Origin of the sequence: Xanthomonas axonopodis pv. maculifoliigardeniae, assembly GCF_041519315.1 — a bacterium.
Classification (GTDB): domain Bacteria; phylum Pseudomonadota; class Gammaproteobacteria; order Xanthomonadales; family Xanthomonadaceae; genus Xanthomonas; species Xanthomonas euvesicatoria.
Genome location: NZ_CP167998.1, coordinates 3,453,309 through 3,468,609, shown reverse-complemented (window position 1 = coordinate 3,468,609; position 15,301 = coordinate 3,453,309). Strand labels below are relative to the sequence as shown.

At 64.9% G+C, this 15,301-nt stretch carries 10 protein-coding genes; 1 reads left to right on the top strand and 9 read right to left on the bottom strand.

Annotation, left to right across the window (positions count from 1 at the left end):
• Window positions 1-625 precede the first annotated feature (625 nt).
• The 6 genes from ACDH77_RS14925 to ACDH77_RS14900 all read right to left on the bottom strand — a co-directional run bounded on the left by ACDH77_RS14925 (window position 626) and on the right by ACDH77_RS14900 (window position 5,237).
• Window positions 626-1,021: a hypothetical protein gene (locus tag ACDH77_RS14925; RefSeq protein WP_244669578.1), complete on the bottom strand. Its 396-nt coding sequence runs from the start codon at window positions 1,019-1,021 to the stop codon at window positions 626-628.
• Entirely contained in the window at window positions 984-1,331 is a 348-nt protein-coding gene (locus tag ACDH77_RS14920; RefSeq protein ID WP_235658039.1) for a hypothetical protein, read from the bottom strand. Before ACDH77_RS14920 ends, ACDH77_RS14925 begins: the two co-directional genes overlap by 38 nt.
• A gap of 218 nt (window positions 1,332-1,549) precedes the next feature.
• Window positions 1,550-1,954 (bottom strand): response regulator, encoded by a 405-nt coding sequence (locus tag ACDH77_RS14915; protein WP_008578047.1) that lies wholly within the window; start codon window positions 1,952-1,954, stop codon window positions 1,550-1,552.
• 78 nt (window positions 1,955-2,032) lie between these two features.
• Window positions 2,033-2,530 carry a hypothetical protein gene (locus ACDH77_RS14910; protein WP_008578046.1) on the bottom strand — a complete coding sequence of 166 codons (498 nt, stop codon included), beginning with the start codon at window positions 2,528-2,530 and terminating at the stop codon, window positions 2,033-2,035.
• 138 nt (window positions 2,531-2,668) lie between these two features.
• The gene (gene recQ / locus ACDH77_RS14905) at window positions 2,669-4,465 is read right to left on the bottom strand and encodes a DNA helicase RecQ (RefSeq protein ID WP_372353523.1); all 1,797 of its coding nucleotides are present in this window, start codon (window positions 4,463-4,465) and stop codon (window positions 2,669-2,671) included.
• Between the two features lie 223 nt (window positions 4,466-4,688).
• Window positions 4,689-5,237: a Dps family protein gene (locus ACDH77_RS14900; RefSeq protein WP_218504460.1), complete on the bottom strand. Its 549-nt coding sequence runs from the start codon at window positions 5,235-5,237 to the stop codon at window positions 4,689-4,691.
• A 102-nt stretch (window positions 5,238-5,339) separates the two neighbouring features.
• On the opposite strand from ACDH77_RS14900, the gene hrpA reads away from it, so the two are divergent.
• Window positions 5,340-9,461 (top strand): ATP-dependent RNA helicase HrpA, encoded by a 4,122-nt coding sequence (gene hrpA, locus ACDH77_RS14895; protein WP_218488492.1) that lies wholly within the window; start codon window positions 5,340-5,342, stop codon window positions 9,459-9,461.
• Between the two features lie 215 nt (window positions 9,462-9,676).
• Here the strand turns inward: hrpA and ACDH77_RS14890 are convergent, their stop codons facing one another.
• The 3 genes from ACDH77_RS14890 to ACDH77_RS14880 all read right to left on the bottom strand — a co-directional run bounded on the left by ACDH77_RS14890 (window position 9,677) and on the right by ACDH77_RS14880 (window position 15,257).
• Window positions 9,677-12,313, bottom strand: coding sequence for a TonB-dependent receptor (locus ACDH77_RS14890; protein ID WP_031423749.1), 2,637 nt, complete (start codon window positions 12,311-12,313; stop codon window positions 9,677-9,679).
• Window positions 12,314-12,415: 102 nt separating this feature from the next.
• A complete protein-coding gene (locus tag ACDH77_RS14885) occupies window positions 12,416-13,450 on the bottom strand; it encodes a glucokinase family protein (protein WP_031423747.1) in 1,035 nt (344 codons plus the stop codon).
• 292 nt (window positions 13,451-13,742) lie between these two features.
• A complete protein-coding gene (locus ACDH77_RS14880; RefSeq protein WP_008575228.1) occupies window positions 13,743-15,257 on the bottom strand; it encodes a PhoPQ-activated pathogenicity-related family protein in 1,515 nt (504 codons plus the stop codon).
• Between the last annotated feature and the right edge of the window lie 44 nt (window positions 15,258-15,301).

Sequence of the window (15,301 nt, the reverse complement as noted above, 5' to 3'; positions counted from 1 at the left end):
TCGCGTGAAATGCATGGCTTGCCGCAGAAGCAAGCACATATTTCTGCCGCATCGATGATCAGCGCATCGACGTAAGTGGCGCGGAAGCTGGCGTTGCCTTGCATCGATCCATGCAGCAATCAATCAGCCACCTGGCACGTGTGGGAGCGTGCCTGTGCAGCGTGATTCGGGAAAGGATGGCCCGGTGCATGAGCGGGTAGCCAAGCAGGCGCTTGCGCAATGATGCGCTCATCGGCATGCCGCGCGGATTGAGTGCCATGAAAGTGATGCGCAATCCCAACGACGGTAGAGCTGCGGTCAATCGCAGGACGGGGCAGGTCTTCCAGGCATCGAACCTGGCGCCAATTCTTTGGTGCTAAGCGACTGCACGGACGAACGCACGCGCAGATCGCAGGGAAGGCTCGGCCGTTCTGTCGCGCCTTTTCATCCGTGTCCCGGCAGGGGCGTGCTCTGCGCCCCGCGAGTTGAGCGGCCCAACAGGCCTCGCGTCCGGTAGCTGCAGTTTAAATGCGACATCTATCACGTAAATCGGGAGCGAGCCGACACGCTGTCGGGGCGTACCCGACAGCCGTCGCGACGATCTGCGCATGACCGTGGGCTTGTGCCCACAGCCCAGCTCACTGCATCACTGAAACGTAGAGGTGCAGCGGAAGCCGGAACAATCGATCTGCACCGTATTGCCGCTGCTGCAGACCGCGCTGAAGCGCGTGGCGCTGGTGGCCTGCATGGTGCCGCATTGCAGGCCATTGCTGATGCCCTGGGCGCGACTTGCCGCCGACGCGGTCGACATCGCCGGGCTTGCAGGCCCAGCGTTGCCCCCGACACTGGCAGACGCTGCCGCAACGTCTGCCTGCTCGGCGGCTGCCGGTTCGCTCGCCAATGGCAGGGTGACCGCCGACCCGTGCGCGGAGTTGCCTGAACTGGGATTGCCTGCAACCACCACACCGTGCGCGTTCTCGCCCTGCAACGGTTGGCCCCGGTCTTCACGATGGCGGTCGAAGCTCAGCGTCTGCCCGAACACCAACTGGATCCGGGTAGGTATAGCCGGTGCCCTTGCTGTGATCGACGATGGCGCCAATCGCCCCGCCGATCAGAATGTTGCCCCAAATGCCCATGTTGGCGCGCGAGATGGAACGGCCGGCGGCATCACGTTGGCCGGGCAGCACACAGGTCACCTCCAGATCGCGCGCGGAACGATGCACTTGTGCGGTCTGGCCGGACTTCACCGTGACGCGGCCCTTGTCGTTGCTGATGGCGCAGTCGGCGCCGGAAACCAGTTGCCCATCGGCCGTCTTGGTGTCGATGCGAATTGGCTGGGTCGCGTCGTTCATGACCGTGGCGCAACCGCTTAGCGCAACCATGGCAATGGCTGCGGTCACTAGATGTCTCATGTTTTCCCCTGGCGTAGGACACGGTACGGCCAGCCGGGCGTTACGCCGCGTCTGTGGTACTACCGTGGTGTGGTCGATCCCCGTTGCCGCCGCATCGCGCGAGGGCTGGCATTTAATACCGGGATTGTGGGCGGCCGTCCAGTCGCGGCCGCTCGTGTTTACGCGACCGGGGTGGCCAGCACGCGGTGCTTGGCCATCACGCTGCGGATCGCACTGAGCAGTTGCTCAGGGGTATACGGCTTTTCCAGAAAGGCCACGCCGTCGGGCAGGATCTCTTCCACGTATTCGACCGCCAGGCCCGAAGTCAGCAGCACCGGCAGGTTGTACGGCGCATGTGCAGTCTTGAGCGCCAGATCCACACCGGTCAGGCCGCCGGGGAAATGGATATCGGAAAACAGCACGTCCACCCGCGGGTCGCTTTCGATCAAGGCCAAGGCTTCTTCGACCGAGCCGGCGCTACGGCAGGTGAACCCATAGCTCTCCAGCACAAGGCAGCTGAGCTGTCGGGTTCCGTCGCCGTCTTCGACAACGAAGACAACCGGCCGTTCCTTGTTCTGTGGCATGAGCTGGTCTCGTAAGGCAGGCCACATTCTCAGCGATGCGGCAGTGAACCCTCTGTCAACGCACACCTCGCCGTATGGTTACCAGCCGAACGGGCCCGGACCATAGCCACCGGGTGCATAACGCGGGCCAAAAATGGAGCCCTCACCACGTCCGACGCTGATGCTGACGCCAATCTGGTGCGCCTTCCCGTCGTCGTCGTAATAGGTCTTGCAGGAATTCAAATTCACCGCCTGCCAGTTGCTGTTGCCGCCGCGGCTGGAGTAGCCCAGGCCGGTTTCGACAGCACCATGCAGCTTGCCCTGGCATTGCTCGGCGCGCTCGGCAGCGATGGAAGCGGCACTTGGCCGGGCCAGCGCCGGCTTGGGGCCGCTCTTGTCGCCGTAGAAGGTGCCCGGCGGGTCGTTGCTGTATTCCGGGTCGGAGCGGAGCTGCACCGGGGCTTGCGGAATGCTCAGGTCCAGCGAACGTGCGCTCGCCGTTTCGGGATTGCCGTCGCTGGCTTGGGCCAACGCACTTCCAGCGGCGACGCTGCCGGTGGCAAACAGAGTGACCAGGACAAGCAGGCTGCGTTTCATCGGTTGGACTCTACGAAGAGGGGCTGGCAGCGCGTGCCGGCTCGCTTTGTGAAACTAGCAACGGCTGATTGAATGCGCGCTGTCGATCCTGCGGATTTTTGTGCCGTCTGCGGTGTTGTGTTGACACATGCTGCTGCATCAGCCCTGTTCGCGCACGATCTCGATCAATTGCGCGCCATAACGCGCCAGCTTGCCGCCGCCGATGCCGCCCACCCGCGACAGCGCATCGATGCTGGTTGGCCGTTGTTCGGCGATGTTGCGCAAGGTGCTGTCGTGGAAGATCACGAAAGCCGGCACGTTCTGTTCCTTGGCCAGATCCGCGCGCAGGCCACGCAAGGCGTTGAACAACGCCAGATCCTGCGGCTGCACCGGCAGGCCGGTGCGCTGCGCGCTGCGCTCGCGCCCGGCAGCCGGGTTTTCGCGGCGCATCATGACCTGGCGCTCGCCCTTGAGCACCTGGCGGCTGGCATCGGTGAGGCGTAGGCCGCCATGACCTTCGCTATCCACCTCCAGCAGGCTGGCGGCCACCAGCTGGCGAAATACGCCGCGCCAGGTGCGTTCGTCCAGGTCGCGGCCGATGCCGTAGGTGCTCAGCTGGTCGTGACCCAGCTGTTTGATACGTTCATTTTCGCTACCGCGCAGGATGTCGATCAGATGGCCCACGCCAAAGCGCTGCCCGCTGCGATACACGCAACTGAGCGCCTTCTGCGAGGCTACCGTGGCGTCCCAGGCGGCGGCCGGGGTCAGGCAGTTGTCGCAATTGCCGCAGGGTTTGGCATAGGTCTCGCCGAAGCCGGCCAGCAGCACCTGGCGGCGGCATTGCATGGATTCGCAATAGCCCAGCAGGTGGTCGAGCTTGGCGCGCTCCAGACGCTTGCGCTCTTCGGCGGCTTCGCCTTGCTCGATCATCTGCTTGAGCAGCACCACATCGCCCAGGCCGTAACACAGCCAGGCTTCGGCGGGGTCGCCGTCGCGGCCGGCGCGTCCGGTTTCCTGGTAGTAGCCCTCCAGCGATTTGGGCAGATCCACGTGCGCCACAAAGCGCACGTCCGGCTTGTCGATGCCCATGCCGAAAGCGATCGTGGCGGCCATGATGATGCCGTCCTCGCGCAGGAAGCGGCGCTGGTTTTCTGCACGCACCTCTGCCGGCAGGCCAGCGTGATAGGGCAGTGCATTGAAGCCTTGCGCGCACAGTTGCTGCGCGGTTTCTTCCACCTTGCGCCGCGACATCGCATACACGATGCCGGCCGAGCCACGATGACGGCCCAGGAATTCCTGCAGCTGTTTGCGCGCGTTGTCCTTCTGCACCACCGTGTAGCGGATGTTGGGGCGGTCGAAGGAACTGACGAAGTGGCGCGCGTCCACCAGATCCAGGCGCTCTGCGATTTCGCGCTGGGTCGGCGGGTCGGCGGTGGCCGTCAGCGCCATGCGCGGAATATGCGGCCAGCGCTCGTGCAGCACGGTGAGCTGGCGGTATTCCGGGCGGAAATCGTGGCCCCATTGCGAGACGCAATGGGCTTCGTCGATGGCGAACAGCGCAATGCGGCTACGTTCCAGCAACGAGAGGAAGCGCTGGGTCAGCAAGCGCTCGGGCGCAACGTAGAGCAGATCCAGGTCGCCGGACAACAGGGCGCGTTCCACGCGCTGGGCGTTTTCTGCATCCAGGGTGGAATTGAGGAACTCGGCGCGTACGCCGAGCTGGCGCAGGGCCTCGACCTGATCCTGCATCAGCGCGATCAGCGGCGAGACCACGATGCCGATGCCGTCGCGTAGCAGCGCCGGCACCTGGTAGCACAGCGACTTGCCGCCACCGGTGGGCATCAGGACCAGGGCATCGTTGCCGGCAGCGACGTGTTCGACAATGGCCTGCTGCGGGCCGCGGAAGTCGTCGTAGCCGAAGACGCGGCTGAGCAGTTCGTGAGCGGGGGAAGACATCGACCTAGGATACCGCGCGGGTCAAGCCCTGGCCGGATGGCATGGGAGCAGCTGCGCGCAATGGCAGATCGGAGATTGCCGCGATGTGCTGTATGTCGGCGCGCAGGGGACGCACTGAAGCCTTATGCGGTTGGGATGACGTGGGCTTCGCACCGTACCCTCACCCCAACCCCTCTCCCGGCGGGAGAGGGGCTCAAACCCGAAGGGGCGAAGCCCAGAGGGTTTACTGCAGCAGCGAGCGCAGCATCCAGGCGTACTTTTCGTGGGTCTGCAGACGCTGGGTCAGCAGGTCCACGGTCGGGTCGTCGCCGGCGTCGTCGGCGGTGCCCAGCACCTTGCGTGCGGTGCGGCAGACGGCTTCGTTGCCGCTGACCAGCTGACGCACCATTTCACGCCAGTCGGCGCTGTCGCTCAGGCCCGGCTCTTCCGGGATCGAGGTCAACGCGACGAATTCGCGGTACGAGCCCGGCGCGTTGTAGCCCAGGGCGCGGATGCGCTCGGCCACCTCGTCCAGCGCCGCCCACTGCTCGGTGTACTGGGTTTCGAACATGGTGTGAAGCGAGTTGAACATCGACCCGGTGACGTTCCAGTGGAAGTTGTGGGTCTTCAGATACAAGGTGAAGGCGTCAGCCATGTAGCGGGCCAGACCGTCGGAGATCTGCTTGCGATCGCTGTCCTTGATCCCGATATCGATATGTTGTGCCGACGCAGCAGCGACCGGCAGGGCATCACTGACGACGACGGGCTTATTGGCGTTTTTTTTCTTGGACATGGGATGGTCCTTGCAGGGTGGATGTCTTGGGGAACTGATATGGCGTCACAATAGACAGGCTAAAGGATCAAACGTCATTCAATTTTTCACATTTTTCCATCGATGAGCGCTATCGACTCCACCCTTGCCGACACCTTGCGTGAGCGCCGCCGTGCCGTGGATGGTGCGATGAGCCGCGACCGTGGCCGCTTGCTGGGCCTATGGTCGCGCTGGCAGGGCAAGCCGGGCAACCCGCAGGTGCGCGATGCGTTCGAGCAGGCGCTGGCGGCATCGCAGGCGCAACGCCAGGCGCGGGCCGAGCAGCAGCCGGCCATCACGCTGGACGACCAGTTGCCGATCGCACGCGAGGCCGAGCGCATCATCGCGCTGATCCGCGACCATCAGGTGGTGGTCATCGCCGGCGAAACCGGCTCGGGCAAGACCACCCAGCTGCCCAAGCTGTGCCTGGCGGCCGGACGCGGAGCCGCCGGGATGATCGGCTGCACCCAACCACGCCGGATCGCCGCGCGTGCAGTGGCCGCGCGCGTGGCCGACGAGCTGAAGACGCCATTGGGCACGACGGTGGGCTTCCAGGTGCGCTTCACCGATCGCGTCAGCGATCAGTCGCGCATCAAGTTCATGACCGACGGCATCCTGCTGGCGGAAATCGCCAGCGACCGTTGGCTGTCGTCCTACGACACCATCATCGTGGACGAGGCGCACGAGCGCAGCCTCAACATCGATTTCCTGCTCGGCTATCTCAAGCAGTTGCTGCGCAAGCGCTCCGACCTCAAGTTGATCGTCACCTCGGCCACCATCGATACCGAGCGCTTTGCCCAGCATTTCGACAACGCGCCGGTGATCAGCGTGGAAGGCCGCACCTTCCCAGTCGAGGTGCGTTATCGCCCGCTGGAAGGCGATACGGGCGACAGCGACGATGGCGAACACGGCAGCGGCCGCGACGGCGAGCGCAGTGTCAACGATGCGATCGTGGCGGCCATCGACGAAATTACCCGCATCGACCCGCGCGGCGATGTGCTGATGTTCCTGCCGGGCGAGCGCGAGATTCGCGATGCGCACCAGTCGCTGGAACGGCGCAAATACCGTGAAACCGAAGTGGTGCCGCTGTACGCGCGGCTGTCGGCGGCCGATCAGGATCGCGTGTTCAACCCGGGGCCGCGCCGGCGCCTGGTACTGGCCACCAACGTCGCCGAGACCTCGCTGACGGTACCGCGCATCCGCTATGTGGTGGATCCGGGGCTTGCCCGCGTCAAGCGCTACAGCCCGCGCCAGAAGCTGGACCGGCTGCATATCGAGCCGATCTCGCAGGCCAGCGCCAACCAGCGCATGGGCCGTTGCGGGCGCATTGCAGAGGGTATCTGCTACCGGCTGTATGCCGAAGCGGACTTTGCCGCGCGTCCGGCGTTCACCGATCCGGAAATCCGACGTTCCTCGTTGTCCGGGGTGATCTTGCGCATGCTGCAGTTGGGGCTGGGCAGGATCGAAGACTTCCCGTTCCTGGAGGCACCCGACGAACGTGCGGTGGCCGATGGCTGGCAACAGCTGCTGGAGCTGGGCGCCATCGATGCGCAGCGGCGTCTGACCGCCACCGGGCGCCAGATGGCGCGCCTGCCAGTGGACGTCAAGCTGGCGCGCATGCTGGTGGCCGCGCAGCAACATGGGTGCCTGCGCGAGATGATCATCATCGCCGCATTCCTGGGCATCCAGGATCCGCGCGAGCGCCCGCCGGAAGCGCGCGAGGCCGCCGATAACGCGCATGCGCTGTTTGCCGACGCGCGCTCTGAATTCGTCGGCATCCTGCGCTTGTGGGATGCGTACCGGCAGGTGCATGAAGATCTCACCCAATCCAAGCTGCGCGACTGGTGCAACCGGCATTTCCTCGGTTTCCTGCGCATGCGCGAGTGGCGCGAGCTGCACCGGCAGCTGCGGTTGCTGTGCGAAGAACTGGGTTGGAGCGAAGAGCCGGCCAATGTGATGCTGGCGCCGTTGCTGGCCGGTGCCAGCGCGCCCGCCCGCGAGGACGGCCACAACGTCAACCGGCCCACGCGTGGCCAACTGCACCGTGCTGCGCGGCTGGCGCGCGAAGGCAAGCCGGATCCGAATGCAGCACCTGCGCAACCTGCGCCTGCTGCGACGAACAAGCAGGCCGAGGCTGCCGAAGCCTCGGCGCGGACCACCGAGCGCGAGCGTGCGGCGGCGTATCAGGCGCTGCATCGTGCCCTGCTGGCGGGCCTGCCGACGCAGATCGGCCATCGCACCGAAAAAGGCGACTATCTGGCCGCGCGGCAACGCCGCTTCGTGCCGTTTCCGGGTTCCGCATTGGCGCGCAAACCGCCGCCGTGGATTCTGGCGGCCACGCTGCTGGACACGCAGAAAGTGTGGGGCATGACCAATGCCGCGATCGAGCCGGATTGGGCGATTGCCGAGCTGCCGCATCTGCTGGCGCGCAAGCATTTCGATGCGCACTGGTCGCGTGCGCAGGGGCAGGTGGTCGCTTCGGAACAGATCAGCCTGTTCGGGCTGGTGCTGGCGCCGAAAAAGCCCGTGCACTTCGGCAAGATCGATCCGGCCGCAGCGCATGACCTGTTCGTGCGCCAAGGCCTGGTGACGGGCGAAATCAATACGCGGGCCGCATTCGTGGCCGACAATCTCAAGGTGCTCGAGCAGGCGCGCGAAGAAGAGGCCAAGCTGCGTCGTGCCGGTATCGTTGCCGACGAAGGCTGGCAGGCGCGCTGGTATCTGGATCGCATTCCGGCCGAGCTGCATTCGGCCAGCGGTCTGGATGCGTGGTGGAAGACCTTGCCGCCGGACAAGCGCCGCAGCCTGCATTGGTCGTTGAACGATCTGCTGCCGGGCGAAGGCAGCGAAGCCGATCGCTTTCCGAAATATTTCCCAATCGGCGATGCGCGCTTGCCGTTGCATTACCGCTTCGAGCCGGGGGCCATCGACGACGGCGTGACGCTGGAGGTGCCGTTGCACCTGCTCAATGCGCTGGATCCGGCGCGCCTGTCGTGGCTGGCGCCGGGCTTCGTCGCCGACAAGGCGTCTGCGTTGATTCGTAGCCTGCCCAAGGCGCAACGCCGCAACTATGTGCCGGCACCGGATTTCGGACGTGCGTTTTACGAGGCATTTAGCATTGCCTCGGCCGACGATATCCGCGGCGAACTGGCGCGCTTTCTGACCAAGGCCACCGGGACGCAAGTGGCAGCGCTGGATTTCGATGAGCAGGCGCTGGACACGCATTTGCTGATGAACCTGCGCCTGCGCGATGACGACGGCAAGGTGCTGGCCGAGTCGCGCGATCTGGACGGGCTGCGTGCGCGCTTCGGCGAGCGCGCGGGGCAGGCATTCGCCGCACGGGCCGGGCGCGCGCTGGCCGCCGAAGGCCTGCGCGACTTTCCGAGTGCGCCGATTCCCGAACAGGTGGCCGGCGAGGCCGGCGTGCCGGCATACCCGGCGCTGGTGGATCAGGGCGACAATGCGGCGCTGCGTATCTTTGCAGACCGCAACGACGCTGCGCGGGCGCATCCGCGCGGCGTGCGGCGCTTGCTGGAAATCGCATTGGCCGACAAGATCAAGCAGGCGCGCAAGCAACTGCCGGTATCGCCCAAGACCGGTCTGCTGTATGCGGCGATTGAATCGCAGGAACGCCTGCGTGGCGATCTGGTCGATGCGGCGCTCAATGCCGTGCTGGCCGATGGCCTGGGCGCCATTCGCGACCCCGGCGCGTTTGCGCAGCGCCGCGACGATGCGGGCAAGCGGCTGTTCGGCGAAGCGATGGAGCGTTTGAAGTTGGCCGAAAGCATCCTGGGCGCCGTGGCCGAACTCAAGCCACTGCTGGAGGCGCCGTTGATGGGCTGGGCACGCGGCAATCTGGACGACATGGAGCAGCAACTGCGCGCGCTGGTGCATGCAGGCTTCCTGCGCGACACGCCGGCCGATGCATTGGCCAATTATCCGCGCTACCTCAGGGCGATGATCCTGCGTACCGAGCGCGCAAAGCGCGATCCTGCGCGCGACCAGGCGCGCATGCTCGAGCTCAAACCGTTCGTGGATGCAGTGGAAGCCGCCGCTGCGCACGGTTTGCAAGACCGCCAAGAGTGGCAGGCGCTGCGTTGGGATCTGGAAGAACTGCGCGTGTCGGTCTTTGCGCAGGAGCTGGGTGCCAAATCCGGCGTTTCGGCGAAGAAACTGTCGCAACGGGTCGCTGCACTGCGCAGTTGAGCCTTCGGTCGGGCATGTATCCGAACAAAGCCGCGTGCGTCTTTATAAGGCACGCGGCGTGCGCCTCCGATGCTGAGAACGGCCCGTATATCGTCGCGAGCAGTCGGCAGATCGGCGCAGACGGTGCGCTCGAAGCCGGGGCGTACAAGCGGTACGCCCGGCTACGAGCACCGACCGCGCCCGCCTGGCGGTGAGCGCAGTCGTTGCTAGCTGCGCTAGAACTTCAGGTGCAGGCTGGCCATGTAGCGGCGTCCGCTCTTGTAGCGTCCGGCCAGGTGGTCCTTGTCGCCCAGATACTGCAGGTATTGCTCGTCCAGCAGGTTCTGCGCATCGACCTGCAGCGACCAGTTCGGGCTGAAGGCATAGCCGATACTGGCGCCGAGTTCGGCGTAATCGTCCACGCTTGCCGGTGCCGCACCGGCCACATAACCGCCGGCCAGATAGCTGTCGCGCCAGTTGTAGGTCAGCCGGGCATTGAGTGGGCCTTTTTCGTAGTAGGGGCTGAAGGCGAGGCTGTTGCGCGATTGGTAGGGCAGGGCATCGCCGGTGTTGTTTTCGCCGGCGGCATAGGTGTAGTTGGCGGTCAGGCCGAAGCCGCTGTCGCCGAACGGTTGCTGGAAGGAGATGTTGAAGCCCTTGACCTTGCCATCGCCGGCGTTGCGCGGCCGCTGGATGCTGTAGTCGCAATAGCCATCGGCGGTACAGCCGTTGCTGCCGAGCAATTGCGCCCAGCTCTGCGGCGCAGTGTCGCGCAGTGCGTTGTACTGGCGCTCCACGCTGGCGCTGGTGTCGATGTAGTTGTCGATCTTCTTGTAGAACACCGACCACGCCACCACCGCTTGCTGCGCGAAATAATATTCGGCAGAGAGATTGAAGTTCCAGGATTCATACGGCGACAGGTCTGCATTGCCGCCGCTGCCGGTCAAGGTGGTGTCGTTGAGGAAGGTGTTGTTGACCATCTGGTTGTACGGTGCCCAGGCGATGACCTTGGCCGCAGCGAAGCGGAATACCCAGTCGTCGCTGGTGTCGTACGACAGCGTCAGCGAAGGCAGCAGAAAGTCTTCCTTGCGGGTGCGGGTCTGCCACAGGCTGCCGGCCTCGGCGAGGGAGGGCGTGCCGCTGTAGACGAAGCCACTGCCTTCGGTCTTGGAATCCACGTAGCGCACGCCGAGATTGCCGCGCAGACCGCCGCCGGAAAAATTCAGCTGCGCGTAGGCCGCATTGTTGGTCTGCTCCAGCGCCCAGCTGTTGTTGAGGTAGCTGGCCGGATCCGGCGCGCCGTAATCGACCGGGCTGTTGCGGATCCAGTTCAGCACGTTGTTGCGACCTGCCTGTATATGTCGGCCGTGATCGGGATAGAACCCCTGCAGATCGGTGAGCCCGATCGTGCCCACGTCGGCCAGGGTGCCGGGGGTGACACCACCATAGACATTGAGCTCGAAGCGCTCGTCATGCTTGCCGTGGCGCACGCCCAACAGCAGTTGATTGAACACGCCATCGAACTGCAGATTGAAATCCAGCTGGCCGTAGGTGTCTTTGCTTTCGGTAGAGAAGATGCCGTTGTTGCCGAACCAGCCGCCGGCCGAACCCCAGTTGGCGGGATTACGTGCCGCTGCGGAATCGTCGAAGCGGATGCCGCGGCGGGTGTCCCAGCTGAAGCCGCCGTTGTAGAACGGCTCGATGAAGTATTGCGAGAGATCGTTGTTCTCGGACTTGCTCTGGCCCACCTGTCCGTTCAAGCCCCAACCCTCGCCGCGGAAGGCGCCGCGCAGGTCCAGTCCTTTGGTGGTCACCTCCGATTCGCGCACGTTGTTGTCGTAGATCACCGTGCCGCCGAGCGGGATCGCATTGGCGCTGGAGTGGCCACTGGTGACCACGCCGTTACGGACGCCGCCAAGTTGGTCCACCGCCGCCACGGTGCCGGCATTCCAGGTCAAAAAGCTGTACATCGACTGGTTGTAGTTGTCGAAGTTCTCATTGATGTACAGGCCGCTCAGATTGAACTCCAGCGCCTCGCTGGGCTTGAGTTGCAGGTTGACCACGGCGCTGTCGCGCTCGCGATCCTGCTGGAACCAGGCCGCGTTGATCGAGTTGGGTACATCCGCATCGGCAGGCACGCCGCCTGCGGCATTGGCGAAAGTGCTGGCCGGTGCGTAGCCGAACACTTCCATGCCGCGGCGGTCGACGCGTTCTTCGTAGTGCTGCGCCGACACCGCAATGCCGAAGGTCTGCGCCGCGTTCTTCCAGCTGTAGAGCAGTGCCGCGTTGGGTTTGCCCTGGCTGGCCTGGTCGCTGTAGCTATAGCCGATGGACGCAGCCACTTCGTTGGCCTTCAGATCCAGCGGCTGCCGCGTGTGCATTAGCACCGTGCCGCCCAGGCTGCCTTCGGTCAGGCGCGCTTCGGAGGATTTGAGAATTTCCGCACGGCCCAGGATCTGCGGGGCCAGCAGGGTGTAATCGAACCCGCGGCTGGGCTGTTCGCCATAAAGCCAGATCGCCTGCGCAACCGGATGCCCGTCCAGGAACGACAGATTGAGGCTGGGGTCGGTGCCGTCGATACTCACGCGCTCGCCTTGTCCGAAGCGCCGGTCCAGGGTGACGCCGGGAATCTGCGAGAGCGCTTCGGCCACGTTGGTGCTTGGGAATTTACCGATGTCTTCGGCGGTGATCGCCTCGGAGATGCCGGTGTTGTTGCGTTTGGTATCGAGCGATTTTTCCAGGCTGGCGCGGATGCCGACCACCTGGACGGCATCCAGGTCGGTGGCTTGCGTGCCAGCGCCGTCCTGGGCTTGCGCAGCGAATGCCAGCGATAGTGCAATGGCGCTGGACAGCAGGGTGGTGCTGTATTTCATGATGTCTCTCCTCATCACGCACAGGGATGGACGGCGGGCTGCCGCTCGCCGGATGCGGGGTCTTGCAGACGCGCGCTCGGGGTGGAACGCGTGGTAGATCGCTTACGACAGCTCGGTGTGGTGTTGCAGATACCAGTTGGCCGCGCCGAGCACGCCCAGTTGCCCGTGCTCGACCAATTTGACCGGGATGCGTTCGAGCACCGCGCGCATGTTTCCCTTGTCCAGGAAGCGCTCGGCGAATGTGCTGCCAGCCAGGAACTGGCCGATCGTCGGCAGGAAGCCCCCGGCCAGATAGATGCCACCGGCAGCGCCGTAGGCCAGTGCCATGTCGCCGACCGCGCTCCCCAGCAGGCCGCAAAAAATTTGCAGGCACTCGCGCACAAGCGCATCGTTTTCGTGCAGCGCTGCGTGCGTCACGGCGGCGGGCAGGCGATGGAGCGGCGTTGCGCCATGCAGCTCGCACACCGCGTGGTAGAGATGCAGTAAGCCCGGGCCGGAAAGCACGTGCTCGAGCGGCAGATAGTGCCGGCCACGCAACAGGCGTTGCAGCAAGGCGTATTCGTGCGGGTGGGTGCTGGCCAGCGCGACCTGGCCGGCTTCGGTAGCCAGCACGATTGCGCGTGGCTTGGCATCGATCCACAGTGCTGCACCCAGACCGGTGCCGGGGCCGACCACCAGAATCGGACCGTTGGCGCGCGCATGGCGCGGCGTGGGCCCGCTCAGCTGCAGCACGGCGCGTTGTTCCATCTGCGGCGCTGCGTAGGCCACCGCCTCGAAATCGTTGACCAGGTGCACGTTGCGCACCGCCAGTGCGGTACCGATGCGGCTGGGCGAAATCGTCCAGGGCAGGTTGTTGCTGATGAAGCTGCCATCGTCCAGCGCTACGCCGGCACTGGCGATGACCACCGCATCGACGCGGCGCCGCTGTTGCAGGAAGTCCTCGAGGATGGCCTGGAGACTGGCGTGTTCGGCGCAGCGATAGGTGCGGTAATGCGAAAGCTCGATGGCTGCATCGCGCGTCTGCAGCATGTGCCCGACACGCACATGCGTGCCACCGACATCGGCAGCGACGAAGCTGGTGGCAACGGGGACATCGGGCGAGGCAGAGGCGTAAGCGGAACGCGAAATCGCAGCCACATTCAGTCCTTTGGTCCGTCTGACCGGCCGATGCCGTCAGCGAGTAGGGGCCTGTGTAGGAGTTAGTGACAACGATGTCAATGGATCAGTCGGGTTGGATCGATCTTGGTGGCGTGCTCAAGTGCAAAACCGTGCCATTTGGCATTGTCTGTGCGGACTTCATTGCGCAACGTGGACAAATGCGTCCAACGTGGCGCGGTGGTTGCCGAAAAGCCGACCCGGCAACTGGCGCATGGCGCTCAATTGCCCGCGAGGTGCTTCAGCCGGCGATCGCCATCGTTCAAGAACTGCGTCAGCGCACGGCGGCAGCGGTGGGCACGCCGGGCAATGTGCTGCAGGCCGCGTTATCGGTGGGCGGTGCCTGGGTGGGGTAACGCTGCTTGCCGAGTACATAGGTCTGGCTGGTGGCAACGAATCCGTCCGCGTAAGTGGCTTCGACGAAATACGCGCTCCAGCCGTTCTCCGGAATCTGCACCGGTACCCGGACCGGGCCGCCGCCGGCAAGCGCAATGGGCGTGGCGCTGTAGCGTATGCCGCAGGCGTAGCGGAAATCGCGCGCGTGCGGATTATGTGCACTCCATAGCTGCACCTGCGTTGGCCGCTCGGAGGAGCGGAAGCGGATCTGCGGCGCTTGGCCCATACGCAACACATCGCTTACCTGCGGTAACGGGCGCTGCTGCTGCAGGCGCGTGATAAACGGCACCAGGGTATCGACGACGGAGGCGCGGATATTGTGCGCACTGTTGGGCAGGACGCGCAGCGCCTTGCTGCCGGGTAGTGCGTCATAGAAGAACTGGGTGTTGTCCGGCAAAAAGAAGTCGTCGCCGCTGGCGTTGACGATGTACTTGGGCACCGCCAGCCGCGTGCGGTACGGCGTGTGCAAATAGCTCAGCGGATCTTGCAGCTGCACCAACTGCGCGAAGGCGGGGGTCTGCAGTTGTGAGGTGATACCCTGCTTTGCATAGGCGTTGAAGGCGATCGGCCAGTTGCCGCCATAGGTGCGGGACATATGCTCCAGCACGGCCGGCATGTTGAGGATGTCGATCACCAATGGCGCCACCGCCTCCACGCGCCGGTCTGCGATGGTGGCGTGCCAGCTGGCCCATCCGCGTTTGGAGGCGCCGGCAAGGACGAAGCGATGGATTCGCAGTGGGGCCAGTTCGCGCTCGGCCAGGCTCATGGTGCGCGCAATCGCGGCCGCCATCGGCACATGCAGCGGCAGTGTCTTGCGCTGCTGCGGCGCCTTGAGAAACAGCGACCAGCTATAGGCCACGCTGTCGTCTTCGCGGCGCGGGGTGGCATCGCCCTGGTAGATCAGCGCCTGGTTGGGGATGTCGCTGAGCGCGATCACCACCGTGCGGGTGCGTTGCGCCAAGGCGGCCAGCGCTTCGGGCGCCAACTCGCTGGCCGGCTGCGCCGCACTGCCATCCGCCGGGTGACGCGTGCCATTGGTTGAGATCAACACCGCGCGCGTGGGCAAGGCCTCTGTCGGCACGTAGATCGCCACGTCATGCTGCCAGCGCGCCGGCGTGACCAGTCCCTCGGGCGACCAGTCCTGCGAGGTCAGCAGGTAGTCGCGCCGCTCGACACCGGCCACGCTGCTGGTGCCAACGCGCGTATAGGTCAGCGGTTGTTGTTCGATGGCATCGTGGTAACACACCAGGGCTTGCCCGAAGCCAACGTCCGGTGCATTGGCGCAGCGCTCCGCCGGCGACGCAGCGGACGCGATGGGATCAGCGGGCGCGACGCCTGCAAAGAGTGTCAGGGACGATAGCAGTGCAAGGCTGCAATAGGTCTTCGAGCGCATGCAGGTTCTCCAGAGTCCGTGCGTGTGGCCAGCGATTGCTGCGA

What these genes read in the sequence shown, in the direction of transcription:
- recQ (WP_372353523.1), bottom strand. Translation starts at nt 4,465, where the DNA reads ATGTCTTCCCCCGCTCACGAACTGCTCAGCCGCGTCTTCGGCTACGAC.
- ACDH77_RS14910 (WP_008578046.1), bottom strand. Translation starts at nt 2,530, where the DNA reads ATGAAACGCAGCCTGCTTGTCCTGGTCACTCTGTTTGCCACCGGCAGC.
- ACDH77_RS14880 (WP_008575228.1), bottom strand. Translation starts at nt 15,257, where the DNA reads ATGCGCTCGAAGACCTATTGCAGCCTTGCACTGCTATCGTCCCTGACA.
- ACDH77_RS14920 (WP_235658039.1), bottom strand. Translation starts at nt 1,331, where the DNA reads ATGAACGACGCGACCCAGCCAATTCGCATCGACACCAAGACGGCCGAT.
- ACDH77_RS14900 (WP_218504460.1), bottom strand. Translation starts at nt 5,237, where the DNA reads ATGTCCAAGAAAAAAAACGCCAATAAGCCCGTCGTCGTCAGTGATGCC.
- ACDH77_RS14915 (WP_008578047.1), bottom strand. Translation starts at nt 1,954, where the DNA reads ATGCCACAGAACAAGGAACGGCCGGTTGTCTTCGTTGTCGAAGACGGC.
- hrpA (WP_218488492.1), top strand. Translation starts at nt 5,340, where the DNA reads ATGAGCGCTATCGACTCCACCCTTGCCGACACCTTGCGTGAGCGCCGC.
- ACDH77_RS14890 (WP_031423749.1), bottom strand. Translation starts at nt 12,313, where the DNA reads ATGAAATACAGCACCACCCTGCTGTCCAGCGCCATTGCACTATCGCTG.